Annotated in this window: 25 protein-coding genes; 18 read left to right on the top strand and 7 right to left on the bottom strand. The window is 69.9% G+C overall.

What is annotated here, in order from left to right:
- Window positions 1-67: 67 nt before the first annotated feature.
- Genes YWM_RS23455 through YWM_RS0112655 form a run of 3 tightly spaced genes read left to right on the top strand, consistent with a single transcriptional unit; the run spans window position 68 to window position 2594 of the window.
- Window positions 68-1357, top strand: coding sequence for a M16 family metallopeptidase (locus YWM_RS23455; protein ID WP_084612371.1), 1290 nt, complete (start codon window positions 68-70; stop codon window positions 1355-1357).
- A complete protein-coding gene (gene dapB, locus YWM_RS0112660; protein WP_028851043.1) occupies window positions 1354-2121 on the top strand; it encodes a 4-hydroxy-tetrahydrodipicolinate reductase in 768 nt (255 codons plus the stop codon). The genes YWM_RS23455 and dapB overlap by 4 nt, the downstream gene beginning before the upstream one ends.
- A complete protein-coding gene (locus YWM_RS0112655) occupies window positions 2118-2594 on the top strand; it encodes a hypothetical protein (RefSeq protein WP_245566020.1) in 477 nt (158 codons plus the stop codon). Before dapB ends, YWM_RS0112655 begins: the two co-directional genes overlap by 4 nt.
- A gap of 4 nt (window positions 2595-2598) precedes the next feature.
- Here the strand turns inward: YWM_RS0112655 and YWM_RS0112650 are convergent, their stop codons facing one another.
- On the bottom strand, window positions 2599-3558 hold the full coding sequence (locus YWM_RS0112650) for an extracellular catalytic domain type 1 short-chain-length polyhydroxyalkanoate depolymerase (RefSeq protein ID WP_028851041.1): 960 nt from the start codon (window positions 3556-3558) through the stop codon (window positions 2599-2601).
- A 149-nt stretch (window positions 3559-3707) separates the two neighbouring features.
- Between YWM_RS0112650 and YWM_RS23450 the strand changes: the two genes are divergently transcribed.
- Entirely contained in the window at window positions 3708-5006 is a 1299-nt protein-coding gene (locus YWM_RS23450; protein WP_156914762.1) for a tannase/feruloyl esterase family alpha/beta hydrolase, read from the top strand.
- A gap of 23 nt (window positions 5007-5029) precedes the next feature.
- On the opposite strand, the gene YWM_RS26180 is transcribed toward YWM_RS23450, so the two are convergent.
- Window positions 5030-5545, bottom strand: coding sequence for a hypothetical protein (locus YWM_RS26180; protein WP_028851040.1), 516 nt, complete (start codon window positions 5543-5545; stop codon window positions 5030-5032).
- A 113-nt stretch (window positions 5546-5658) separates the two neighbouring features.
- Window positions 5659-6219 carry a GNAT family N-acetyltransferase gene (locus YWM_RS0112635; RefSeq protein WP_028851039.1) on the bottom strand — a complete coding sequence of 187 codons (561 nt, stop codon included), beginning with the start codon at window positions 6217-6219 and terminating at the stop codon, window positions 5659-5661.
- Window positions 6220-6276: 57 nt separating this feature from the next.
- On the opposite strand from YWM_RS0112635, the gene YWM_RS0112630 reads away from it, so the two are divergent.
- Window positions 6277-7503, top strand: coding sequence for a winged helix-turn-helix domain-containing protein (locus YWM_RS0112630; protein WP_028851038.1), 1227 nt, complete (start codon window positions 6277-6279; stop codon window positions 7501-7503).
- Between the two features lie 198 nt (window positions 7504-7701).
- On the opposite strand, the gene YWM_RS0112620 is transcribed toward YWM_RS0112630, so the two are convergent.
- Together YWM_RS0112620 and YWM_RS0112615 are read right to left on the bottom strand one after the other, a co-directional pair.
- The gene (locus YWM_RS0112620) at window positions 7702-8571 is read right to left on the bottom strand and encodes a DUF4097 family beta strand repeat-containing protein (RefSeq protein ID WP_028851037.1); all 870 of its coding nucleotides are present in this window, start codon (window positions 8569-8571) and stop codon (window positions 7702-7704) included.
- The gene (locus tag YWM_RS0112615) at window positions 8568-9098 is read right to left on the bottom strand and encodes a toxin-antitoxin system HicB family antitoxin (RefSeq protein WP_028851036.1); all 531 of its coding nucleotides are present in this window, start codon (window positions 9096-9098) and stop codon (window positions 8568-8570) included. The genes YWM_RS0112620 and YWM_RS0112615 overlap by 4 nt, the downstream gene beginning before the upstream one ends.
- 178 nt (window positions 9099-9276) lie before the next feature.
- Between YWM_RS0112615 and thyX the strand changes: the two genes are divergently transcribed.
- The 5 genes from thyX to YWM_RS0112590 all read left to right on the top strand — a co-directional run bounded on the left by thyX (window position 9277) and on the right by YWM_RS0112590 (window position 14739).
- Window positions 9277-10029, top strand: a complete 753-nt coding sequence (gene thyX / locus YWM_RS0112610) for an FAD-dependent thymidylate synthase (protein WP_028851035.1) — start codon at window positions 9277-9279, stop codon at window positions 10027-10029.
- Window positions 10030-10032: 3 nt separating this feature from the next.
- Window positions 10033-10431 (top strand): ACT domain-containing protein, encoded by a 399-nt coding sequence (locus tag YWM_RS0112605; protein WP_028851034.1) that lies wholly within the window; start codon window positions 10033-10035, stop codon window positions 10429-10431.
- Between the two features lie 82 nt (window positions 10432-10513).
- Window positions 10514-12010, top strand: coding sequence for a serine/threonine-protein kinase (locus tag YWM_RS23445; protein ID WP_043660906.1), 1497 nt, complete (start codon window positions 10514-10516; stop codon window positions 12008-12010).
- A 12-nt stretch (window positions 12011-12022) separates the two neighbouring features.
- A complete protein-coding gene (dapA, locus tag YWM_RS0112595; protein WP_156914761.1) occupies window positions 12023-13042 on the top strand; it encodes a 4-hydroxy-tetrahydrodipicolinate synthase in 1020 nt (339 codons plus the stop codon).
- An 8-nt stretch (window positions 13043-13050) separates the two neighbouring features.
- Entirely contained in the window at window positions 13051-14739 is a 1689-nt protein-coding gene (locus YWM_RS0112590; RefSeq protein ID WP_028851032.1) for a ribonuclease J, read from the top strand.
- Window positions 14740-14750: 11 nt separating this feature from the next.
- Here YWM_RS0112590 and YWM_RS23440 read toward each other — a convergent pair whose 3' ends face one another.
- The gene (locus tag YWM_RS23440) at window positions 14751-15806 is read right to left on the bottom strand and encodes an EamA family transporter (protein ID WP_052344853.1); all 1056 of its coding nucleotides are present in this window, start codon (window positions 15804-15806) and stop codon (window positions 14751-14753) included.
- Window positions 15807-15923: 117 nt separating this feature from the next.
- On the opposite strand from YWM_RS23440, the gene YWM_RS0112580 reads away from it, so the two are divergent.
- From YWM_RS0112580 to YWM_RS0112545, 8 genes are all read left to right on the top strand, one after another.
- Window positions 15924-16412 (top strand): Lrp/AsnC family transcriptional regulator, encoded by a 489-nt coding sequence (locus YWM_RS0112580; RefSeq protein WP_245566018.1) that lies wholly within the window; start codon window positions 15924-15926, stop codon window positions 16410-16412.
- Window positions 16413-16489: 77 nt separating this feature from the next.
- Window positions 16490-17365 (top strand): AAA family ATPase, encoded by an 876-nt coding sequence (locus YWM_RS0112575; protein WP_043660944.1) that lies wholly within the window; start codon window positions 16490-16492, stop codon window positions 17363-17365.
- 2 nt (window positions 17366-17367) lie between these two features.
- On the top strand, window positions 17368-18513 hold the full coding sequence (locus YWM_RS0112570; protein WP_052344840.1) for a vWA domain-containing protein: 1146 nt from the start codon (window positions 17368-17370) through the stop codon (window positions 18511-18513).
- Entirely contained in the window at window positions 18494-19612 is a 1119-nt protein-coding gene (locus YWM_RS0112565; RefSeq protein WP_028851028.1) for an XdhC family protein, read from the top strand. The genes YWM_RS0112570 and YWM_RS0112565 overlap by 20 nt, the downstream gene beginning before the upstream one ends.
- A 144-nt stretch (window positions 19613-19756) precedes the next feature.
- Complete coding sequence (locus YWM_RS0112560) at window positions 19757-20290, top strand: (2Fe-2S)-binding protein (RefSeq protein WP_028851027.1); 534 nt, start codon at window positions 19757-19759, stop codon at window positions 20288-20290.
- The gene (locus YWM_RS0112555; protein WP_028851026.1) at window positions 20287-22722 is read left to right on the top strand and encodes a xanthine dehydrogenase family protein molybdopterin-binding subunit; all 2436 of its coding nucleotides are present in this window, start codon (window positions 20287-20289) and stop codon (window positions 22720-22722) included. The genes YWM_RS0112560 and YWM_RS0112555 overlap by 4 nt, the downstream gene beginning before the upstream one ends.
- The gene (locus YWM_RS0112550) at window positions 22719-23570 is read left to right on the top strand and encodes an FAD binding domain-containing protein (RefSeq protein WP_028851025.1); all 852 of its coding nucleotides are present in this window, start codon (window positions 22719-22721) and stop codon (window positions 23568-23570) included. Before YWM_RS0112555 ends, YWM_RS0112550 begins: the two co-directional genes overlap by 4 nt.
- Window positions 23561-24262, top strand: a complete 702-nt coding sequence (locus tag YWM_RS0112545; RefSeq protein WP_028851024.1) for an SRPBCC family protein — start codon at window positions 23561-23563, stop codon at window positions 24260-24262. The genes YWM_RS0112550 and YWM_RS0112545 overlap by 10 nt, the downstream gene beginning before the upstream one ends.
- Window positions 24263-24312: 50 nt before the next feature.
- Here YWM_RS0112545 and YWM_RS0112540 read toward each other — a convergent pair whose 3' ends face one another.
- Window positions 24313-25071, bottom strand: a complete 759-nt coding sequence (locus YWM_RS0112540) for a lysophospholipid acyltransferase family protein (protein WP_084612369.1) — start codon at window positions 25069-25071, stop codon at window positions 24313-24315.
- Between the last annotated feature and the right edge of the window lie 45 nt (window positions 25072-25116).

Raw genomic sequence — 25116 nt, 5'->3', positions numbered from 1 at the left:
CGGCCGCGCCCTTGCGGTGCGGCCGCTCTGGCGCGTTCGGCCGAGTAAGTGGTGAGCTGAGGACGTGATGACGGAGTTCGCGTGCACCGTGTTGCCCAACGGGCTGCGGGTGGTCACCGAAACCATGCCCGGGGTGCGATCGGCTTCGGTGGGTATCTGGGTGGCGGTCGGCACGCGGGACGAGGAACCGGAGCAGGCGGGCGCCGCGCACTTCTTGGAGCACCTGCTGTTCAAGGGCACCACGCGCCGTTCGGCACGGCAGATCGCCGAGGAGATCGACTCGGTCGGCGGCGAGCTGAACGCGTTCACCACGCGGGAGAGCACTTGCTTCTACGCGCACGTGCTCGACACGGATCTGCCGCTGGCCGTGGATCTGGTCTCCGACGTGGTCTTCGACGGGCAGTGTTCGGAATCCGACACCGAGGTCGAGCGAACCGTGGTGCTCGACGAGATCGCCATGCGGGACGACGACCCCGACGACTGGTTGCACGAGCTGTTCGCGGTGGCGTTGATGGGCGACCACCCGCTGGCCCGGCCGATTCTGGGCACGGAGAAGTCCATCACCGGCATGACAGCCGGTTTGCTGCAGAACTTCCATCGCACCACCTACCGGCCGCACCGCATGGTGTTGGCGGTCGCCGGGAACGTGCGACACGAGGACGTGTTGCGGTTGGCCGAGGAGGTCACCGCGCGCTATCCCGACGTGTGCGGCGGCCGGGCCGAGCCCGCTCCGCCACGGACCGGCCGGGCCGAGTTCACCTCGTCGGACAAGGTGCTGCTGCGCTCGGACACCGTCGAGCAGGCCAAGGTCATGCTCGGCATGCCGGTGATGAGCAGGCACGACGAGGACCGCTTCGCGTTGTCGGTGCTGAACGCGGCACTGGGCGGCGGGACCAGTTCGCGCTTGTTCCAGGAGGTTCGGGAGCGCCGCGGCCTGGCGTACCAGGTGTATTCGTCGCCGGTGTTCTACGCCGACACCGGGAACTTGGCCGTGGAGGCAGGTTGTCAGCCGGAGCGGTTGGGCGAGCTGGTGCGTGTCCTGCGCGGTGTGCTCGGCGAGGTCGCGGCCAACGGGCTGACACCGGCCGAGGTGCGGCGAGCGCAGGGACAGTTGCGCGGCGAGCTGGTGCTGAGCCTGGAGGACACCGGCTCGCGGATGAGCCGCATCGGCAAGAACGAGCTGCACTACGGTCGGGCGTTCACCATCGACGAGACGTTGGCCCGCATCGCCGAGGTCACCCCGGAGAAGGTGGCCGAGGTCGCCGATCGGTACCTGCGACGGGTGCGCGCGGCGGCCGTGGTCGGGCCGTATTCTCACCTGGACGATCTGCCCGGCGAGCTGCTGGAGGTGCTGTGACGAGCGCGGCGACGGACGACGTGATCAAGGTCGGCGTACTGGGTGCGGCCGGCCGCATGGGCTCGACGGTGTGTGAGGCCGTCGAGGGCGCGGACGACTTGCAGCTGGTCGCCCGCGTCGATGTCGACGACCCGCTGACCGCGTTGACCGATGCCGGCGCGCAGGTGGCCGTGGACTTCACGCACCCGGATGCGGTACTGGACAACGTGCGGTTCTGTGTCGAGGCCGGCATCAGCGTCGTCGTGGGCACCAGCGGCTTCGACGAGGAGAAGCTGGCCGCGGTGGAGCAGCTGCTCGCATCGCACCCGCAGGTCGGTGTCCTGGTGGCGCCCAACTTCGCGCTGGGTGCGGTGCTGTTGATGCGGTTCAGCGAGATGGCCGCCCGTTACTACGACACCGTCGAGATCATCGAGCTGCACCACAACCGCAAGGCCGACGCGCCGTCCGGCACGGCTGCGCACACGGCCCGGTTGGTGGCCGCCGCGCGGGCCGAAGCCGGACTCGGTGAGGTGCCGGATGCGACCACGTCCGAGCTGGACGGGGCGCGTGGCGCGACGGTCGACGGTATCGGCGTTCACTCGGTCCGGCTCGCCGGCCTGGTGGCGCACCAGGAAGTGCTCTTCGGCGGCGAAGGGGAGACCTTGACGCTCCGACACGACTCCCTGCACCGGTCGTCGTTCATGCCCGGTGTGTTGCTGGGTGTGCGCCAGGTGCGGCAGCACCCCGGTCTGACCGTGGGCCTCGACAAGTACCTGCAGCTGTGACGACGGTGCAATCCTCCGCGCGAAAGACGCTCGTGCTCGCGGCGGTGCTGACCGCGGGCGTGGTGCTCTACCTGGTGCTGCTCGCCGGTCGCGCGTTCGCGCTGTTGCGCAGCGGGGAGACCGTCGGCGTCGTTCTCGGTGTCGGTGTGCTGGTGTTGCCGTTTCTCGGCGCGTGGATGGTGATCACCACGTGGATGTCCGGGGTGCGGGTCGCCCGGCTCGCGCAGCGGCTGTCCGAGGAGGGCGGCCTGCCGGATGTCTCGGACCTGCCGCGGCGTCCGAGCGGCCGGGTGGAACGCGAGGCCGCGGACGCCTACTTCGCCAAGCGTGAGGCGGAGTTGGCGCAGGCCCCGCAGGACTGGCGGGCCTGGTACCGCGTGGCGCATGCCTACGACATCGCCGGTGATCGGCGGCGTGCTCGGGACGCCATGAAGCGCGCCGTCGCGCTGGAAGCCGAAGAGCGGAACGCGTAAGCGGTCAGAGCATCCCCCAGGAGTTGGCGGCGTAGTAGGCAGCGCAGATGGTGTCCGCGTAGTACTGGCCCGTTGCGCCGCAGTTGCCGGCTTCCGTGCCCGGGTCGACCGGCTGCGCGTGCGGCATGCCGTCGATGACGTACTGCTCGACCACCGGCACGCCGTCGGAGTCGTGGTAGGCGGTCAAGGTCGTGCCGGCGGGCAGTTGCTCGGTCCGGGACGGCTCTTGCGACACACCGTGGACCGCCGTCCACTGATCGCGCAGCTCGTCGGCGTTGACCGGCGCAACGGTGGTGTCGGCGGTGCCGTGGAAGATCGCCACGGTCGGCCACGAACCGGTGTGGTCCGGCGCGGACCGACGAACGAGGTCTGCCCACTGCTCAGGCGTCTTGCGCTGGTCGGATCCCATGCAGCTGTATGCCGTGACCAGGTCGCGGGCACACTTGGCGGGCACCCCGGCCATGATGGCGCCCGCGCGGAACACGTCGGGATAGTCGGCGAGCAGGTTGGCGGTCATCGCCCCGCCCGCGGACAGCCCGGTGGCGAAGACCCGGTCCGGGTTCAGGTCGTACGTGGTGACGGCGTGCGCGACCATCTGCCGGATCGAGGCGGCTTCACCCTGGCCACGGTCGCTGTCGCCGGGCTGGAACCAGTTGAAGCAGCGGTTGAGGTTGTTGGTGGTGCGCTGTTCCGGGTAGATGACCGCGAACTTCGCCCGGTCGGCCAGATCACGCCAGCCGGCGTGCGCGTGATAGTCGGCAGCGGTCTGGGTGCATCCGTGCATGGCCACCACGGCGGGCGCGCCTGGTTCGAGTCCGTCCGGCAGATAGACGTACATCGACAGCGCGCCGGGATTCGACCCGGAATTCGTCACCGGCTGCAGCTCGGCGTTCGCCGCGGCGGGGGAGGTGACGCTCATGGCGAGCAGAGCGGCGACAGCGCCGGCACGAGCGAGGATCCGCATTGGCCATCAACTCCTCGAGCGATGTGATCACCGACACGGTAGGGGTGTGCCTGGCGGCCGGGCCATGTGGTCGGATCCCACATCCCGGCGCCGAATGTGAGGTGCTTCGCCATCGCCTCGCCACCGGGGGTCAGGGCACGGTGACGTGCATGCCGCACCAGAAGTCTCGTCGTGTCTGGGCCGTGACCGCTGCGGTGCTTCTCGCCAGTGGGCTGCTGCCGTTGTCGTCGTACGCACAGTCCGCCGGATCGACGCACTGCGCGCGGATGGACAAGCTGCGGGTACCGGGAGCCGCGCACCAGGAAGCCGCGTGCCTGTCCGGCCTGACTACTGCCTCGACCGAGGCGTCCGGGCACACCAATCCCGAGGACTACGCGGGATTGACCGCCTCGAGCATGCCGCGACCCGAGGGAGTGCCGGGCATCCAGATCGACGGGTACTTCCCGGACACCACGCGGTCCAACACCAACCACGGGTGGAACCACGACGCACAGTTCGTGGTGCGCCTGCCGGACAAGTGGAACGGTGGACTGGTCGTGTCGGGCACTCCGGGCAACCGCCGGCAGTACGCCAACGATCGGGCGATCTCCGACCAGGTACTCGCGATGGGGTACGCGTTCGCCGCGACCGACAAAGGCAACACCGGCGTCGGCTTCTACCACGGGCAGCGCTGTCCCGGCGAAGCGATCGCCGAGTGGCATCGCCGCCTGACCCAGCTGACCGTGGCCGCCAAGCAGGTCGTGCGACAGCGCTACGGCAGGTCGCCGTCCACGACGCTGGCCGCCGGGATCTCCAACGGCGGGTATCTGGTGCGCTGGCAGCTGGAGAACCGGCCGTGGCTGTATGACGGCGGCATCGACCGGGAAGGCACCTTGTGGACCGCGCGCGGCCCGAACCTTTTGACCTTCCTGCCTGCCGCACTGCGGCATTACCCGACCTATGCCGAGGGCGGGGACGGCGCCGAAGCTGCGCGGCAGAAATTGCTCGACGCCGGCTTCGCACCCGGCTCGGAGTTCCTGTGGGACTACCACTACCGGGTCTATTGGGACCTGACGCAGCGGATCTACCGAGAGGCACTGGATCCGTCGTTCGACGGGGACCTGGACGCCGGTGTGCCGTTCTGCCGCAGCGGGACACCGAACTGCGACGCGGACTACGACTACGCAGACCGCCCCCGGGCACAGGCAGCGGTCAAGCGCATCGCCCTCACCGGCCGGATCGGCAAGCCGATGATCACTCTGCACGGCACGCTGGACACCCTGCTGCCGATCGGTGTGGCCTCCGACGTCTACGCGGAGATGGTGCGTAAGGCCGGGTGCGGAGGGCTGCACACCTACCAGCGCATCGAGGCAGGCAACCACACCGACGGGTTGGTCGACGAGTATCCGGACCGGTTGGCCGCGATCGGCCCGCACTTCGTCGAAGCGGTGCGCTCGTTCTCGCGATGACCGGGACGGGTCCGGACCGCACGTCAGTCGCCGAACCAGCCGATGAACAACGCGGGCGCCGACGCCAGCAAGGCGAAGCGGACGAACCGGCCGGCCAGCCCCATGCCGATGAACAGTGACATGCGCATGTTCGCCAACCCGGTGAGCACCACCAGCGCCATGTACGGCGGCAGACCCATCACCGAGCTGACGCCGTAGGTGCCGATCATCCAGCGCTGGTGCTGGCGGCAGCGCTCACGCACCACGTCGAGCGCGCGCCGCAGCCGCTTGGTCCGCATCCGCCACCGTTCCCTGCGCTCGGACGGCGGGCGTTGTCGGGGCGTGCGGTGCATGAACGCCGGAAGATGGATCGAGCCGCGCGCGGCCAGGAAGTACGGCACCTTCCCGAGGACCTGCCCGACTGCCCCCACGGCCGCGATCGCGGCCCAGTGCAGCGTCGGCTGGCTCGAGGCCATCGTGATGACGAAGACCTCGACGCTCACCAGTGGCAGCAAGGCTGAGCTCAGGGCGATCCCGAAGCTCAGCAGCAACCACGTCACGGGCGCGCACCCCCAGAGTTCCTGGCCGGATCATGACCACGGTACCGGCCAGGGCCGATCAACCGGTGCCAGTTGACGAAGTCGAGGACCTCCGGCCCCTGATCGGCCCAGCGCTACTCCACCAGCTGCAGGTCCAAGCCACCGGTCACGCACAGCTGGCGGAACTGACGTTTGCCGGTGTCCAGCGTGCGGACCGTCCGGGTGGCTTCCCAGCCGACCGTGCGATAGAAGTTCAGCGTCGCCGAGTCGGATTCGTTGACCCACGCGACCGCTCTGCGGGCGCCGCGGGAGCGCAACGCGCGGGCGGCCGCCGCCAGCAGCCGGCCGCCATGACCCCGACGCCCCCAGCGCGGTTCCACCAGGATGGTGCCGATGAGGCCGGTGTGCTCCGCGTCCGGCGGCAGCGTGCCGTCCGGACCCTCGATCTCCTCCCGCGGAGCGGGCCCGGACACGCAGAAGCCCACGGTGAAGTCGCCCTCGGACGCGATGAAGACGTCGGTGTCGGCGTACTCGATGGCTTCGGTCCACTGCCGCTCGGCCTCCGGGCCGATCAGCGCGGCGAGTGATTCCTCGTCGATCAGCTCGCTGAACGCGGTCTGCCACGTGATGTGCTGGATACGAGCGATCTCCGCGGCGTCGGCGGCGCGCGCCAGGCGAACGTCAGCAACGGCCATGGTGCGAACCTACCCGGAACGCTCCTGACTGTCGGTGGGGCATGGCACCATGCGCGCATGCGGACAATCTCCGGTGCCGTCGCTCGGCGGATGGCTCTTGCTGCTCAGGGGTTCGTCGACGCGCGTCCTGCGGGTCAGGCCGGCAGGCGGCACCTGGTGCGGACGCTGCGCCGGATCAAGCTGCTGCAGCTGGATTCGGTGAACGTGGCGGTCCGGGCGCACTACATGCCGTTGTTCTCCCGGCTGGGCCCGTACCCGAACGAGCTGGTGGACACCGCGGCGTGGTCGCACAGCTCGCGCAAGCCGCGTCTGCTGGTGGAGTACTGGGCGCACGAGGCGAGCCTGCTGCCGGTCGCCGACTGGCCGTTGCTGCGGTGGCGCATGCGGTACTACGAATCGCTGCGCGGCAGGTACTGGAAGGTGGCGCATGCCCAGCCCGGGTTGATCGCCGATGTGTTGTCCGTGGTCAAGGAATTGGGCCCGATCAGCGCGGGCGGTATCGAGAAGGCGCTCGGGGCGGAGAGCTCGGCCAAAGGCGGTTGGTGGAACAGGTCGGCCACCAAGGTGGCGTGCGAGTTCCTGTTCGCCGTGGGGGAGTTGACCACGGGCACTCGGCAAGGGTTCGAGCGGCACTACGACCTGCCGGAGCGCGTGCTGCCGCCCGAGGTACTCGCCGCGCCGGAGATTCCGAAAGAGGATGCGATCCGCGAGCTGATGGCGCGCGCCGCGGAGTCGCTGGGGGTGGGCACCGAGATCGATCTGCGGGACTACTACCGGATCAAACCTGCTGCCGCGAAGCAGGCGATTGCGGAGCTGGTCGAGGACGGGCGGCTGGAGCCGGTCCAGGTGCGGGGCTGGAAGCAGCTGGCGTACACCCATCCCGAGGCGCGGGTGCCGCGGAAGGTGACCGGCCGGGCGTTGTTGTGCCCGTTCGACCCGCTGATCTGGGAGCGCGCCCGGACCGAGCGGATGTTCGACTTCTTCTACCGCATCGAGATCTACGTGCCCGCCCCCAAGCGGGTCTACGGCTACTACGTGTTCCCGTTCCTGCTGGACGGTGAGCTGGTCGGCCGCGTCGACCTGAAAGCCGACCGCGCCGCGGGAGTGTTGCGGGCGCAGGGTGCGTTCGCCGAGCCCGATGTGCCGCATGCGCGGGTGGCTCACGAGCTGGCCGGGGAGCTGCGGTCGATGGCGCGCTGGCTCGGCCTGGACGACGTCGTGGTGGGTGAGCGCGGGGATCTGGCGCCTGCCCTGCGGGCGGAGGTCGCCGCCGGGGTGGAGTAGGGGAGCGGCCGGCACTGGCCGAGGCCGCGGCCCGCGCGGGGCCGGTGTGCCGCGCGGGCCGCCCGGGGGTGTGGGCGCCGGTGCGGCGCCCGTCCTGCTCGTGGGTTGCGGCCGGCATTGGCCAGTGGTCGCGGCCGGCGCGCGGCCGGTGTGCCGCGCCGATTGCCCGGGGGCGTGGGCGCCGGTGCGGCGCCCGTCCTACTTGCGTGGGCCGCCCACCGTCACCGAGCCGTGCCCACTGCGCGCGTTGATCCGCAGCGGTGCGGTCTGCTCGGGCGGTGTGTTCTGCACCTCCAGCTCGGAGTTGGCCCGCCCACTGGCCGAGGACAGATGAACCTCCGCCAAGACGCCCTCCGCGAGCTCGAGCCGCACATCGCCCGAACCGGTCTTGGCCGTCAGCGATCCGGCGGTCGCGCCGGAGACGGCGAGGTCACCGCTCCCGCTGCGCAAGTTCAGCTTCCCGTCGGCGTCGTTGAACTCGCTGAGCCGAACGTCTCCCGAGCCGGTGACGATCGACGACGTGGCGCTCAAGGACGTGACGGTCACCGCGCCCGACGCGGTGCGGATGTTCGCCGTCCCGGTCACCCGCTCGAGCGTGACATCGCCCGAGGACGTGGTCACAGTGGCGGTCGACGCCGTCCCGGTCACCACCACCGACGCCGACGACGTACGGATGTCCAACTCCGAGTCGGCCGGGGCGCGCACCGTGACGGCCAGCGGCTGATGCCGCATGGGCAACGTCTTCGGTGCTTGGACCACCAGCCGGTTGCCCGCCAGCTCCACGCGCGTCTGCTCCACCGCAGCACTGGCCGTGCCGACCACATCGGCGGTGAACTGCTCGCCGAACTGCTCGTTGACCCAGCTCAGCGCGTTGGACACCACTTGCGCCCACGGCATGCCCTCGTCGGGAGCGTGCCGCACATCGACCTGCACGCCGTCTTCACCGCCCGCGCTGCCGCTGTCGGCGAGCTCGACCTCCAGGCTGCCCCCGCTCAGCTGGACCTCGATCCGGACCGGGCCGTCGGTGGTGAAGGCACTCGTCTTGATGGCGTCTTCCGGCGTGCTCATGACTGCACCCACCCGTGAATCTCGTTGCCGTCGTTACCGCGGTCGCCGGGGCGACCGCCCTGCCACTCGCTGCTCCACGACCCTGGGTGCTTGCCCTGCAGCGCACCCTGCAGCGCCTGCTGCACGAACGTGTTGAGCGAGACGCCCTGCTCGGCCGCGGCCTGCTCGGCCTTGTTCTTCAACTCTTCGAACAAGCGCAGCGTCATACGTGTGATGTCGCCGCCTCCGGACGGTGGTGGCGGGGGCGGGGGCGGCGTCTCGCGGGGCTCGCCTCGCTCCCGCGACTCCCGGGTGTCGACCACGACGCGCACATCCCGGCCACTGAGTCGCACGTCGACAACCGTGTTGTCCAACTGGGCCGTGACCTCGTCGGCGAGGTCGGACAACGCGCTCATGATCGCCAACCGAGCGGCAGGCTCGAGGGCGGCCGACAGCACGGCGGCCGCCCGTTTCGTGTTCTCGTCGCCGGCGGAGGCCGCAGCATTGAGGTCCTCCCGCAGGCTGTTCAAATACGGAGACAGATCCATGGTGTCATGATGCCACCACCATGACACCACAGCAAAGATGAATGATGTCAGCCGTGGCATCACGCGGAATCTCGCGGCGGGTGCCATTTCACCCCGCGGGTCCACCCGGAGAACGTGGGTCCCGGCGGTTACGCTCACGGGCAGGACAGTCAGCGGTTCCGGTTAGGGGTGCGTGCAGGTGGCAGAGACGGTCTCGCCCAAGGTTCAGCTCATCGCCAAAACGGAGTTCTTCCCGCCGGAGGACGTTCCGTGGTCCACCGACGCCGACGGGGGTGAGGCGCTGGCCGAGTTCGCCGGCCGGGCCTGCTACCAGTCGTGGAAGAAGCCGAATCCGAAGACGGCCACCAACGCCGGCTACCTGCGGCACATCGTCGAGGTCGGGCACCTGTCGGTGCTCGAGCACGGCTCGGTCAGCTTCTACATCACCGGCATCTCCCGGTCGCTGACCCACGAGCTGATCCGCCACCGGCACTTCTCGTACTCGCAGCTGTCCCAGCGCTACGTCCCGGAGCGGGATGCCGCGTTCGTCGAGCCGGAGGTCATCGCCGACGACCCGGAGCTGCACGAGAAGTTCCTCAAGGCCGTGCAGGCGAGCCAGGACGCCTACAACGAGTTGCTCGCCGGGCTGGAGGGCAAGTTCGCCGACGCGCCCAGCAAGACGCTGCAGCGCAAGCAGGCCCGGCAGGCGGCGCGGGCGATCCTGCCGAACGCGACCGAGACGCGCATCGTGGTGACCGGGAACTACCGCGCGTGGCGGCACTTCATCGCCATGCGTGCCACCGAGCACGCCGACGTGGAGATTCGCGCGCTGGCCGTCGAGTGCCTGCGCCAGCTGCAGAAGGCCGCGAGCAACGTGTTCGCCGACTTCACCATCTCCACCCTTCCCGACGGCACCGAGGTGGCCTCCAGCCCACTGGTCACCGAGGGCTGAGGAATGAAACGGCTCGCCCTGGACCTGCGGCCCGGCGAGTACACCGTCGCCCGCCTCTCCTCGGAGGCCGAGCCACCCGTCGACCTGCTGTCCGCGGACGGCGATCTGGTGTCGATCACCAGGACCGGCGCCGAGCTGTCCGTGGTCTGCCCGAGCGAGCGGTGGACCCGGGACGACGGGCGTGCGGAAGGCGACTGGCGGCTGCTGTCGGTGCGCGGGCCGCTGGAGTTCACGCTCACCGGCATCATCGCCGTGCTGTCCAGCGAGCTGGCCGCCGCCGGCGTGGGACTGTTCTCGCTGTCCACCTACGACACCGACCACTTGCTGGTGAAGCAGGCGGACCTGCAGCGCGCGGTGGAGGCGTTGCGATCGTCCGGGCACGAGGTGCACGAGCTCGGCTGACTTCCTGGCAACTGGCCAATGCCGAACGTGTGGGCGACCGTCACGCGATAGGGTGCAGCGCACATGCGCTTCGAGGAGGATCGTGACGGAGCCAAGCTCGTTCGCGCCGAGTGACACCACAACGGCGCGTCAGCCGGCGCACGGAGGCGTGCTTGCCGGCCGCTACCGGCTTCTCGGTGAGCTGGGCCGGGGTGGCATGGGCGTGGTGTGGCGCGCCGAGGACACCGTGATCGGACGGCAGGTCGCCATCAAGGAGTTGCGCCTGCCCAGCGGCGAGGGACAGGACGCCAAGGTCTTTGGCGAGCGTGTGCTGCGCGAGGTGCGCACCAGCGGCAGGCTGAACGACCCGGCCATCGTCACCGTCTTCGACGTGATCACCGACGGCGGCGCCACCTACATCGTGATGGAGCTGGTGGAAGCCCCTACGTTGTCCGACCTGGTGCGGGACCGCGGCCCGCTGCCGCCCGAGACGGTGGCCGCGATCGGCGAACAAGTGCTGTCCGCGCTGACCGCCGCGCACAACGCAGGCATCGTGCACCGCGACGTCAAGCCGGGCAACATCATGGTCGGCGCCGACGGCCGGGTGAAGCTCACCGACTTCGGTATCGCCCAGCCCGTGGACGACCCGCGCCTGACCACGAGTGGCTTCCTCGTCGGGTCGCCTGCCTTCATGGCCCCCGAACGCATCGCGGGCAAGGACGCGGTGCCCGCCTCCGACCTGTGGTCGCTCGGCGCGACGCTGTACTTCGCGGCCGAGGGCACGGTGGCGTTCGAACGGGGCAGCACGGCCGCGACACTGCACGCGATCATGAACGAGATCCCGCAGCTGACCCGCACGCAGGGACCGCTGGCGTCGGCGATCATGTCGTTGCTGGTCAGTGCCCCGGAGGCGCGGGCGAACGCGGACCAGGCCAGGGCCATGCTGCGGATGGCGCAATCCACGTCCGGTCAGCCCGTCACGCCGGGCCACACCGCGCTGTACCCCGGTGGTCCGAACAACCCGCCGACGCGCGTGACCGGTAATCCGCCCATTCCCGGCAAGCGCCCTGGTCGCGGTTGGCTGATCGCCGGCGCGCTGCTCGTGGTAGCCGCGCTCGCAGGAGGCTTCGCGCTCGGCCATTGGTTCGCCACTCCCGACGCCGGCCGGCAGGACGAGACGTGGACGTGGGGTCAAGGCGGCCAGATACCGGAGTTCACCATCGACGACGGCGAGTGTGCCAGCGGAGGCCAGCTCGCCGAGAACCGGTCGGTGACCACCACGGTCGACTGCACCGAGGTGCACGATCTGCAGGTCTTCGCCTCGGCCGAGGCCTTCCAGGACGGGATCGGTGAGGAGACCGACTACGCCTATCCCGGCCAGGCGCTGATCGACTGGGCGCGGGCCCGCTGCGCCCTGAGCTTCCAGTCCGAGCTGATGGACGCCAAGCAGCGCGAGCATCTGCGCTTCCGGGCGCTGGTTCCCTCCGCCGAGCAGTGGGACGCGACCGACGACAACGGCAACCGCAACCGCACGGTGCACTGTGTCGCATATGACGCCGAGGGCGAGCAACTCAGGGAGACCGTGCTGGCCGAGGAGTAGTACCGTCTGAGCATGCCCTCCTTGACCGTTGGCCCTACTGCCGCCCCAGGACGGCCGTTCGGCCGTGTGCTGACAGCGATGGTTACCCCGTTCACCGCCGACGGAGCGGTGGACTACGACAAGGCGCAGGAGCTGGCGCAACACCTGCTGGACCTGGGCAATGACGGCCTGGTGATCAACGGCACGACGGGGGAGAGCCCCACCACGACCGACGCCGAGAAGGCCGATCTGGTGCGCGCGGTCGTGGAAGCGGTCGGGGACCGCGCGACCGTGGTCGCCGGCGCGGGAACGTACGACACCAGGCACAGCATCCATCTGGCGCAGGCCGCCGAGAAGGCGGGCGCGCACGGTCTGCTGGTGGTGACCCCGTACTACTCGCGACCGTCGCAGGCCGGTCTGCACGCGCACTTCACCGCGGTGGCCGACGCGACCGACCTGCCGGTGATGCTGTACGACATCCCACCGCGCTCGATCGTGCCGATCGAGGTCGACACGCTGCGCAGGCTCGCCGAGCACCCGCGGATCCTGGCGGTCAAGGACGCCAAGGGTGACCTGCTCGCCGGATCCGAGGTCATCGCGAACACCCACCTGGCCTACTACTCGGGCGACGACGCGCTGAACCTGCCGTGGCTGTCGGTCGGCGCGGTCGGTTGCGTGAGCGTGATCGGGCACGTGGTCGCCGGCCGGATCCGCGCGATGATCGAGGCCTACGAGGAAGGCGACACGTCGACCGCACGCACCAACCACCGCGGCATGCTGCCCGTGCTGCGCGCGTTCGCCCGCGTCGGCGGCGTCGTCTTCGTCAAGACGGCGCTTCGCCTGCGTGGCCTGGATGTCGGTGACCCGCGCCTGCCGATCGTGCCTGCCACCGACGAGCAGGTGCAGGCGATCGCGGCCGATCTGACCCAGGCCGGGGTGCCGCTCGAGGCCACTCAGTCGGACTTCCACGCCTCGCGCGTGGCGCAGGCCGACTCGGCCGCAGCCTATGTGACGCCCACCACACACACGTCCGTCGGTACGCTTCCGGAGTGACCCAAGCGCTGGCAACCGGGCCTGGGCCCGACAATCCACCGCCGCCCTTGCCGGACGGCGCGCTGCGCGTCGTCGCCCTCGGTGGCATCGGCGAGGTCGGCCGGAACATGACGGTGTTCGAGTTCGACGGGCGGCTGCTCATCGTCGACTGCGGGGTGCTGTTCCCGGAGGACGAGCAGCCCGGCGTGGACCTGATCCTGCCCGATTTCCGGGCGATCGAGGACCGCCTCGGCGACATCGACGGGCTGGTGCTGACGCACGGCCACGAGGACCACATCGGAGCGGTGCCGTTCCTGCTGCGCTTGCGGCCGGACCTGCCGGTGTACGGTTCGCGGCTGACGTTGGCGTTGCTCGAGGCGAAGTGCCGCGAGCACAAGCAGCGGCCCAACCTCATCCAGGTCGCCGAGGGCGGCAGACGCACCATCGGCCCGTTCGAGTGCGAGTTCTTCGCGGTCAACCACTCGATCCCGGACGCGTTGGCGGTGGCCATCCGCACCGACGCCGGTCTGGTGCTGCACACCGGGGACATCAAGCTCGACCAGCTGCCGCTGGACGGCAGGCTGACCGACCTGGCCGGGTTCTCCCGGCTCGGTGACGAGGGTGTCGACCTGCTGTGCATCGACTCCACCAATGCCGAGGTCCCCGGCTTCGTCACCCCGGAGCGGGAGATCGGGCCGGTGATCGACCGCGTGCTGGCCGAGGTGCAACAGCGGGTCATCGTCGCCTGCTTCGCCTCGCACGTGCACCGCGTGCAGCAGGTGCTCAACGCCGCCGCCAAGCACGGGCGCCGGGTGGCGTTCGTCGGCCGTTCGATGGTGCGCAACATGGGCATCGCCGCCGAGCTCGGCTTCCTGGACGTGCCCGATGGCCTGCTGATCGACGTCGACGAGGCGATCAACCTGCCCGCCACGCAAGTGGTGTTCGTGTCGACGGGCTCGCAGGGCGAGCCGCTGTCCGCGCTGTCGCGGATGGCGCGCGGCGACCATCGCAGCATCACGCTGCGGCCGGGCGACACGGTCGTGCTGGCCAGCAGCCTGATCCCCGGCAACGAGACGGCGATCTTCAGCGTGATCAACGCCCTGACCCGGCTCGGCGCGAACGTGGTGCACCAGGGCAACGCGAAGGTGCACGTGTCCGGGCACGCCTCCGCGGGCGAGCTGCTGTTTTTGTACAACGCGCTGCGGCCGTCCAACGTCATGCCGGTGCACGGGGAGTGGAAGCACCTGCGCGCCAACGCCGAACTGGCGGTGAAGACCGGTGTCGCGCCGGAGAACGTGGTCATCGCCGAGGACGGTGTGGTGGTCGACCTCGTCGACGGCAAGGCAGAACGCACCGGCCGGGTCGAGGTCGGCCACGTCTACGTCGACGGGCTGTCGGTCGGCGACGTGGGGGAGTCGACGCTGTCGGATCGCTTGATCCTGGGCGAAGGCGGCTTCATCGCCATCACCGTAGCGATCGACCACAACACCGGCCGCGCGGTCTCCCCACCGACCATCTCCGGGCGCGGGTTCTCCGACGACCCGAAGGCGCTGGACGCCGTGGTACCGCTGGTGGAGATGGAGCTGTCGCGCACCGAGGCCGAAGGCATCACCGACACCCACCGCGTCGCGCAAGCCGTGCGCCGTGTCGTGGGCCGGTGGGTGGCTCAGACGTACCGTCGCCGTCCGATGATCGTGCCGACCGTGTTGTCCGTCTGAGTCGCCCGGGCTCAGGCCTGGCGCTCCGGTTCGGCGGCGAGGTCCTGATCCTGCACCGGCTCTGCACAGTGGTCAGGATCCGGCAGCGGCTCCGCGGGCTGCGCCTTGCCCGGCGAGTTCAACTGCACGATCGTCGCGCCGGTCAGCACGGCGACCGCACCCGCCAGCTGGACGAGCGCCAGCGCCTCGTTGATCAGCACCCAGGCGAGCGCCGTCGCCGCCAACGGCTCGACCAGGCCGAGCGCGCTGGCCACCGGCGCGGGCAGGTGCTTGAGGGCCATCAAGCCGGTCAGGTAGGCCAGCACGGTCGACACCACGGCCACCGAGATGAGCAGCAGCCAGGCGGGTGGTGTCCACGGTCCGAACTCCACGGTCATGGTCAGCTTCTCGGCCGGCCAGCTCCACGGCGGCGCCACGGCGCACACCGCGATCGCGCCGAAGGTCAGACCCCAGGTCAGCATGCCGAGCGGGTGCTGGGACGTCATGCCGCGCTCGCCGAGCAGGAAGTAGGCGGACGCGCAGACGGCGGCCAGCAGGCCGGCGCCCATGCCGAGCAGATCCAGCTGCAGTCCTTGCCACACCTCGGCAACCATGGCGAGCCCGAGCATCGCCAGGGCGACGCCGCCGTAAAGTGCGCGCGGCATGTGCACCCGGCGGACGAACCGCACCCAGAGCGCGACCAACACCGGCGAGGTGAACTCCAGCAGGATCGCCACGCCGACCGGGATCCGCGACGCGGCGACGAAGTACATCAGCTGCGCGCCCGCGACTCCGAGCAGGCCGAAACCGGCCAGCAGCGGCCAATCCCCGCGGCGCACCTTCAACAGGGACGGCCGGGCGAGCGTCACACCGACGAGCAGGATCAGCGCGGCCACGCCGATCCGCGCCGCGGCGACCTGCTGCGGCGTCATCCCGGCGAGCATGACCGGTTTGGCGAGCACCCCCGAGCTGCTGAAGAACACCGCCGACAGCAGCACGAACAGCAGGCCACGGCCCGGGTGCGGGGTGAACGTCCGATCGTCAGCGGGCGCGCCGCCTGGCCGGGACGCATGCTCGTCGGTCGACATGGCGCCCATTGCCCGATTGACCTCCCTGCGCGAGTTTTGTCGGCTACCGCTTCGAGAGTAGAGAAACTCGATGCGACGGCGATTGAAAAATGTGAGCGATCTACGCAACATTGTTGCGTGGGGAGCAAGCTGATATCGCTGGACGACGTCGACCACCGACTGCTGGAAGCCCTGCAGGCCGACGCCGACCGCACGCTGCGCGATCTCGGCGACCTGGTCGGCCTCTCACCCAGCGCGGTGCTGCGCCGGGTGGAGGGCTACAAGGCCAGCGGGTTGCTGAAACGGAAGGTCGCCGTCCTCGACACCAGTCAGGTTCCCGATCTGGTCCTCGCGGTGTGCCTGGTGACCGTCGAGCGGGAGTCGCCGGACCATCGCAAGGAGTTCTGCGACCGGCTGGAACGCACGCCGCAGGTACAACAGGTGTACGACGTCTCGGGGGTCTGGGACTACGTGGTGATCCTGGCGGCGCGAGGGCTGCCGGAGGTGCGGGTGTTGGCCGAGCGGTTGTTCGAGTCCGACGAGAACGTCCGCAAGCTGACCACGATGTTCGTGCTCGATCCCATCAAGACGGGCTGCGCGGTGCCCACCCGCCCGGCGGACACGTGACTTCTCGACCGGCTGTCCTGGCGGCGCGAGGCGGGTAGCCTCAGGGTGTGACCGAAGCCGCTCACCCTGCGAGTCCCATCGATCTGGCCGACCCCCGCGCGGTGGCCGAACGTCTCGCGGCGACCGGGTACCTGGCCGACGACGGCGTCGCCACGGCCGCGTTCCTGGCTATCCGCATGCGTCGGCCGTTGCTGTGCGAAGGCGAGCCGGGGGCTGGGAAGACGTCGCTGGCGGTCGCGCTGGCGGAGGCGCTCGGGCTGCCGCTGATCAGGTTGCAGTGCCACGAGGGCATCGACGCGGCGCAGGCGCTCTACGAGTGGGACTTCCCACGTCAACTGCTGCACCTGCGCGCACTGGAAGCAGCATCGGGTGGTGCGCTCGACGCCGACGAGGCCGAGCGGTCCCTGTACACGTCCCGGTTCCTGCTCGCCCGGCCGCTGCTGCGGGCGTTGCAGGAACGGTGCGTGCTGCTGGTGGACGAGATCGACCGGGCCGACGACGAGTTCGAGGCCTTCCTGCTCCAGCTGCTCGACGAGAGCGCGGTGAGCATTCCCGAGCTCGGTGAGGTGCGCGCCGAGGATCCCCCCATCGTCATCCTGACCTCGAATCGCACCCGTGAGCTGCACGACGCGCTCAAGCGTCGCTGCCTGTACCACTGGGTCGGGCACCCGAGCGTGGAGCGTGAGGTGCAGATTCTGCGCAGCAGGCTGCCGGGCATTTCGCAACGGCTGGCCGAACAGGTGGCCGCGGCGGTGCGGAAACTGCGCGAGCTGGAGCTGCTCAAGCCGCCCGGGGTGGCCGAGTCGCTCGACTGGGCGCGGGCGCTCATGTGCCTGGACGGGGGAGTGCTGGATGCCGAGACGGCCAACCGCACGCTGGGTGCGGTGCTGAAGTTCCGCGAGGACATCGAGCGGGCGCAGGCCGCCGGGCTGGCCGAATTGCTGGTGGAGTGAGTATGCCGGCCGTCGACGCTCCCAGCAGCAAGCACGGCCGTGGAGATGTGCTCGCTGGGTTGGTGGGGTTCACCAGGGCGCTGAGCACGGCCGGATTGCCGGTGAGCATGGATCGCGTGACGGCCTACCTGGACGCGGTGCGCTCGGTCGATCTGGCCCAGCGGGACGCGCTGTACTGGGCCGGACGTCTCACGTTGTGCGGCGACCCCGACGACATCGCCACCTACGACCAGGTTTTCCGGCAATGGTTCCTGCAAGAACAACCCGAACTGCCCGCAGCCGTCCGCCATCGGCAGCCGACCATCGCGACGTTGACCCCGCAGACGCCCGGTGACGATGAGGAGAGCTCGTCCGGCGACGTGCACCGGGTGGGCGCGAGCGAGGCCGAGCGGCTGCGGCACCGCGACCTCGGGGATTTGACCGCAGAGGAGCGCGCCCACCTGCGCGAACTGATCGCGTTGCTGCGGCCCGATCCGCCGGAGCGCCGGGCGGTCCGGCAGCGGCCGGCACGCCGGGGAGGACTCGACACCCGCCGCACGGTCCGCGCGATGCTCGCCGCCGGGGGAGAGCCCGCGGTGTTGCGACACCGGTCGCGGTCGGTCAAACCGCGCCGCGTGGTGCTGCTCATCGACGTCTCCGGCTCGATGCAGCCCTACGCCGACGCGTTGATCCGGTTCGCGCACGCGATGTCGTGCCGGATGCCCGGCGCGGTGGAGGTCTTCACCATCGGCACCCGCCTGACCCGGGTCACCCGCCAGCTTCGGCAGCGGGACCCGGACCAAGCCATGGCCGCAGCAGGCAAGGCGGTGCCGGACTTCGCCGGTGGCACCAGGCTGGGCGAGACGCTGCAGGCGTTCCTCGACCGGTGGGGCCAGCGCGGCACCGCGCGCTCGGCGATCGTGGCGATCTTCTCCGACGGGTGGGAGCGCGGCGATCCCACGCTGTTGGGTGAGCAAGTTGCCCGGCTCCGGCGGCTCGCTCACGCCGTATTCTGGATAAATCCCCACGCGGGAAAAGACGGCTACGCACCGGTGCAGTCCGGCATCGCAGCCGCATTGCCGCACGTGGACAAGTTGCTGGCCGGGCACAGCCTGGCCACGTTGGAACGACTGATGCAGGTGATGCGCGATGCGCGACGTTCTGGATGAGCTGCATGAGCATTGGCAGCGGGGGGAGAAGGTCGGGGTCGGCACGGTGGTGGCGACGTTCTCCTCGGCGCCGCGCCCGCCCGGTGCGTCCATGCTGGTCGCCGAGGACGGCACGGTCGCAGGCAGCGTGTCCGGTGGGTGTGTGGAAGGTGCCGTCTACGACCTGGCGCAGCAGGTCATCGCCGACGGAAGTCCGGTGTTGCAGCGCTACGGCGTCTCCGACGACGACGCGTTCGCGGTCGGACTGACCTGTGGCGGCATCATCGACATCTACGTCGACCGGATGTCCAGGGAGGATTTCCCGGAGCTGGGCGACGTCGTCGAGTCGGTACGGGCGAACCACCCGGTCGCGGTGGCCACGGTCATCGAGCACCCCGACCCGGCGCGGGTCGGTGCCCGCCGGGTGATCTGGCCGGACCGGGCCACCGGCGACCTGGGCAGCGCGCGCGCCAACGACGCGGTCACCGACGACGCGCGCGGTCTGCTGGCATCCGGCCGGAGCGACACGCTGCACTACGGCCCGGACGGCCAGCGCCGTGGGGAAGGCATGTCGGTGTTCGTCAACGCCTTCGAGCCGCCGCCGCGCATGCTGGTGTTCGGTGCGATCGACTTCGCCAGGGCGATGGTGCAGGTCGGGGCGCTGCTCGGCTACCGGGTCACGGTGTGCGACGCCAGGCCGGTCTTCGCGACCAAGTCGCGGTTCCCGGACGCGCACGAGGTGGTCGTCGACTGGCCGCACCGCTACCTGGAGGCGGAGGTCGACGCCGGGCGAGTGGATGAGCGCACCGCCGTCACGGTGCTGACGCACGACCCGAAGTTCGACGTCCCCGTTCTGCAGGTGGCGCTGCGGTCCAAGCTCGGCTACGTGGGCGCGATGGGGTCCCGCCGGACCCACGAGGACCGGCTGGCCCGCCTGCGGGAGGCTGGGATGACCGACGACGAACTGAAGGGGCTGGCTTCACCTATCGGGCTGAATCTCGGCGCGCGCACCCCGGAGGAGACCGCGGTGTCGATCGCCGCGGAGATCATCTCTTTGCGCTGGGGCGGCGACGGCAGGCGATTGACGGAGGTTTCCGGGCCGATCCACTCATCGGCGTAGTGATCAAAATGTGACCTTGCGGTACGGCCGCCGGCCAGCCATCCTCAGATGTGTGACGGCGATCACCGGCACGCGGTGAGCTGCCGTCGGCTCCCGACGATCTGAAGTCCCGTTGGGTGCATCCACGACCGAGCTGGAGGCCCCATGCGCATCACCACCACTGTCGACGGAACCTCCTATACCGACGAGGTAGAGCCCCGCATGCTGCTGGTGCAGTACCTGCGCGAGCGGCTGGGCAAGGTAGGCACCGTCGTCGGCTGTGACACCAGCAACTGCGGCGCCTGCACCGTCCACCTGGACGGGCAGAGCGTGAAGTCCTGTTCCGTGTTGGCGGTGCAGGCCGACGGGCGGGAAATCACCACCATCGAGGGCTTGGCCGACGATGGTGAACTGCATCCGCTGCAGCAGGCGTTCCACGACAACCATGCACTGCAATGCGGCTTCTGCACGCCCGGGATGATCATGCAGGCGCTCGACCTGCTGAAGGAGAACCCGGACCCGGACGAGGACGAGGTGCGCTCCGGCCTCGAGGGCAACCTGTGCCGGTGCACCGGGTACCAGAACATCGTCAAGGCGGTCCGGGCGGCCGCCGAGCAGATGCCGTCGGCGGCACGGCAGGCCGATGTGCCGCAAGAGCCCGTCACCGCGAGCATGCCCTCGGAGGTGTCGCAGTCATGACCGCTGTTGCCGAACCGGAGGTGGGGCGCGCCCGCAGGCGCAAGGAGGACGCGCGACTGATCACCGGCCGGACCCGGTGGACCGACAACCTGACGCTGCCCGGGATGCTGCACATGGCGTTGCTGCGCAGCCCCGTGGCACACGCCAGGATCACCAGCATCGACGCCGACGCGGCGCGGAAGATGCCCGGCGTGCTGGCCGTGGTGACCGGCGCCGACATCGCCGAGGAACAGGGCAGCCTGCCGTGTGCCTGGCCGATCACCGAGGACATGAAGGCGCCGGAGGCGCCCGCGATGGCGGTCGGCGAAGTCAACTTCGCCGGCGAAGTGGTGGCCGCGGTGGTGGCGCGCTCGGCGGCCGAGGCCGTCGACGCGCTGGAAGCCATCGACGTGGAGTACGACGAGCTGCCGGTCGTGCTGGACATGACCGAGGCGATCGCCGACGGTGCCGACCTGGTGCACCCTGATCTGGGCACGAACAAGTCCGCCACCTGGGTGTACGACTCGGCGGAAGCCGGCAGTGGTGGCGCGATCGACGACGCGATCGCGCAGGCCGACGTGGTACTGGAGCGGACGTTCCGGCAGCAGCGGCTGATCCCGGCGTTCATGGAGCCGCGGTCGGTGCTCGTCGACCCGACCGGTGAGCAGATCACCGTGTGGTCGGCGACCCAGATCCCGCACATCCTGAAGTGGATGATCTCCGCGGTGACCGGGGTGCCGGAGACCAAGGTGCGGGTCATCGCACCGGACGTCGGTGGGGGCTTCGGCGGCAAGCTGCAGGTGACGCCGGAGGAGATCATCACGTTCCTGCTGGCGCGCAAGCTGGGCAAGCCGGTGAAGTGGACCGAGTCCCGTTCGGAGTCGATGCAGTCGGCCCACCACGGCAGGGACCAGATCCAGAAGATCACGCTGGCCGCGTCGTCGGACGGCACGCTCAAGGGCCTCAAGGTCGAGCTGCTCGCCGACATGGGTGCCTACCTGCGGCTGGTGTCGCCCGGCGTGCCGATCCTCGGGGCGTTCATGTTCAACGCGATCTACAAGATGGACGCCTACCGGTTCGAGTGCACCAACGTGTTCACGAACAAGACCCCGACGGACGCCTACCGGGGTGCGGGCCGTCCGGAGGCCACGTTCGGCATCGAGCGGATGATGGACGAGCTGGCCGCCGAGCTGGGCCGTGACCCGATCGAGCTGCGCCAGCAGAACTGGATCAAGCACGAGGAGTTCCCGTTCACCACGGTGGCCGGGCTGACCTACGACTCGGGCAACTACGAGGCCGCGACGGCCAAGGCGCTGGAGCTGTTCGGCTACGACGCGCTGCGTCAGGAGCAGCGCGAGCGTCGCGAGCGCGGCGACAAGGTGCAGCTGGGCATCGGTGTGTCGACCTACACCGAGATGTGCGGGCTGGCGCCGTCGCGGGTGCTCGGCGCGCTGCGCTACGCCGCCGGTGGCTGGGAGCACGCGTCGATCCGGATGCTGCCCACCGGCAAGGTGGAAGTGATCACCGGGACCTCGCCGCACGGCCAGGGTCACGAGACGGCGTGGAGTCAGATCGTGGCGGACCGGCTGGGCGTGCCGTTCGAGGACGTCGAGGTCCTGCACGGTGACACGCAGTCCTCGCACAAGGGCATGGACTCGTACGGGTCACGCTCGCTGGCGGTCGGCGGCACCGCGTTGGTGATGGCGGCCGACCGGGTGGTCGAGAAGGCCCGCAAGCTCGCGGCGCACATGCTCGAGTGCAGCGAGGACGACGTCGAGTTCTCCGGCGGCAAGCTCAAGGTGCGTGGGACGGACAAGTCGACCGACATCCAGTCGGTGGCGCTGCACGCGCACGTCGCGCACGACCTGCCGGACGGGATGGAGGCGAGCCTGGACTCCGAGGCGACGTTCGACCCGGAGAACTTCTCGTTCCCGCACGGGACGCACTTGTGCGCGGTCGAGGTCGACACCGAGACGGGGCAGACCAAGATCCGCTCGTATGTGTCCGTCGACGACGTCGGCGTGGTGGTCAACCCGCTGATCGTGGAAGGTCAGGTGCACGGTGGCCTGGCTCAAGGCATCGCGCAGGCGCTGTTCGAGGAGGCGGTGCACGACGAGTCCGGCACGTTGACCACCGGCACGTTCGCCGACTACCTGCTGCCGTCGGCGGCGGATCTGCCCTCGTTCACCACCGACCGCACCGAGACCCCGGCGACCACCAACCCGCTGGGTGCCAAGGGTGTCGGGGAAGCGGGCACGATCGCGTCCACGCCTGCCGTGGTGAATGCGATCGTCGACGCGGTACGCCACTACGGCGTGAACGACATCGAAATGCCCTGCACGCCGATGCGGGTGTGGAAGGCCATCCACACCGGTGAGCGCGCGGCGGGCGGGCCCGGCGACGAAGCCGGCGGCGGTCTCGGCTCGATCGACGCGTCTGGAGGTGCCCAGTGATTCCCGCGGCATTCGACTACGTAGTTCCCGCCTCGGTGGACGACGCGGTTCGTGAGCTGCACGACGCAGGCGAGGACGCCAAGGTGCTGGCGGGCGGGCAGAGCCTGCTGCCGGTGCTGCGGATGCGGCTGGCCGCGCCGTCGAAGATCATCGACATCGGCCGGATCCCGGAACTGAAGGGGATCCGGGACGAAGGCGATCATCTGGTGATCGGCGCGGCGACCCCGCACCACGAGGTGCAGAAGAACCAGCTGGTGCGCGACCACGCGTTGCTGATCGCACTGGCGACCGAGACGGTCGCGGACCCGCAGGTGCGGCATCTCGGCACGTTCGGTGGCGCGCTGGCGCACGCCGACCCGGCGGGTGACCTGCTGGCACCCGCGTTGGCGCTGGACGCGGTGTTCGTGGTGGCCGGCATGGACGGCAGGCACGAGATACCGGCGAGCGAGTTCTTCGTCGACTACTTCACCACCGCGCTGCGGCCGGGCGAGCTGCTGCTCGAGGTCAAGGTGCCGAAGTACACCGGCTGGCGGGCGCACTACGAGAAGTTCAACCGCGTCGCCCAGGCGTGGTCGATCTGTGGTGTGGCCGCGGCGTGCCGGGTCGACGGCGGCACGATCGCCGAAGCCCGGGTGGGGCTGACGAACATGTCGTCGGTGCCGGTCCGGGCCAGGGCGGTGGAGCAGGCGCTCGTCGGGCAGCAGGCGACCGCCGAGGTGATCAAGGCCGCGGCGAGCCACGCCGTGGACGGCACATTGCCCACCTCCGACGGCAACGCGGACGCCGAGTACCGCGAACACCTGGCGAAGGTCCTGACCGAACGAGCGGTGACCGCGGCATGCAGTTGAACCACGAGTTCACCGTCGACGCTCCGCTCGAGGAGGTGTGGCAGGCCCTGCTCGACCCGCATCGGGTGGCACCGTGCATGCCCGGCGCCACGCTCAACGAGGTCGACGGGGACGACTTCTCCGCGACCGTGCAGGTCAAGCTGGGGCCGGTCAACCTCAAGTACAAGGGCAAGGGCTCGTACGTCGACAAGGACGAGCAGGCCAAGAAGCTGGTGATCAAGGCGGCGGGCAAGGACGTCCGGGGCGCGGGCACCGCGTCCGGGTCGGCCACCGTCACGCTGACCGAGGCCGACGGTGGCACCCGCGGCGAGGTGGTCAGCGAGCTGAAGGTCACCGGTCGCCCGGCGCAGTTCGGCCGGGGGCTGATCTCCGAGGTCGGTGGGCGCTTGCTCGGCGAGTTCGCGAAGAACCTCGGAGTGGAGCTGGCGGGCAGCGGTTCCGCGCAGGAGTCGTCGGAGCAGCCGGCAAGTGAGCAGGCGCAAGCAAGCGGCGGCGGTGAGACGCAGGCGCAGTCGTCGGCCGAGCGGGAGAACGCGCCACCGGCGCAATCCGAGTCGTCGCAGGCGGAGCCGGAAGCCTTGAACCTGCTGCAGGTGGCCGGCGTGCCGATGCTCAAGCGGCTTGCTCCGGTGTTGGCGGTGCTCGCCGTGGCGCTCGGGCTGGCGGCGATCCTGCGTTCGCGGAGGAAATAGCGCACGTCAAGCGGCCCGGCCGGTCGTCACCGGCCGGGCCGCTTGACGTGTCATCGGGCGAAGTCCGGTTTCCACGGGCTGACGCTGTCGGTCGGCCGGGTGGGGTCGTGGAAGCGTGGCCGCACCGGTTCGTCGCGGCGCAACGGGATCAGGTTCTCGGTGATGGCGCGCATGATGCGGGTGTGCGCCTTCATACCCGCACCTGGCTGGCTCGGGTCGAGGTCGCTGAAGTCGATCGGGTCGCCGAAGTGCACCTTGAAGGTCGGTCGGCGCAGCGGCGAGGTGATGCCGGAGCGCACCAGCGGGATCACGTCCGCGATGCCGTTGACGGTCTCGGTACCCCAGTAGACGGCTTCGTGCGCGCCCCACTGGCTGATCGGCACGACCGGAACACCGGCGGACAGGGCGAGCCGGGCGGCGCCGGTCTTGCCGCGCTCGGGCCACAGGCCGGGGTCGTGGCTGATCCGGCCCTCCGGATAGACGATCAACGGCACATCGGCCTCGCGCAGCTGCTTGACCGCCGCGGCGAACTGCTCGATCGCGCTCATGCTGTCCTGCCGGTCCACCCGCAGGTGCCCGCTCGCCCGCAGCGCAGGCCCCAGCACCGGGGCGTCCAGCAGGCCGCCGGCGAGCATGAAGCGGGGCGCGATTCCGATGCGACGGCAGGCGGCCATCAACACGATCGCGTCGAAGACCCCGATGTGGTTGGCGGCCATCAGCAGTGAGCGGCCGCGCAGTTCGTTCGGGATGGTGCCGCTGACCTTGAGCCGGCCCATCCCGTTCACCACGCCCACGGACGTGGTAAGCATGCTTTTCCAGACTTGCGGAGTACGCTGATACGCCCATGACCGGCG

Origin of the sequence: Thermocrispum municipale DSM 44069 (assembly GCF_000427825.1) — a bacterium.
In the GTDB taxonomy this organism is placed as follows: domain Bacteria; phylum Actinomycetota; class Actinomycetes; order Mycobacteriales; family Pseudonocardiaceae; genus Thermocrispum; species Thermocrispum municipale.
The sequence above is the reverse complement of the archived record's forward strand: the minus strand, read 5'-3'. Positions and strand labels throughout refer to the sequence as shown.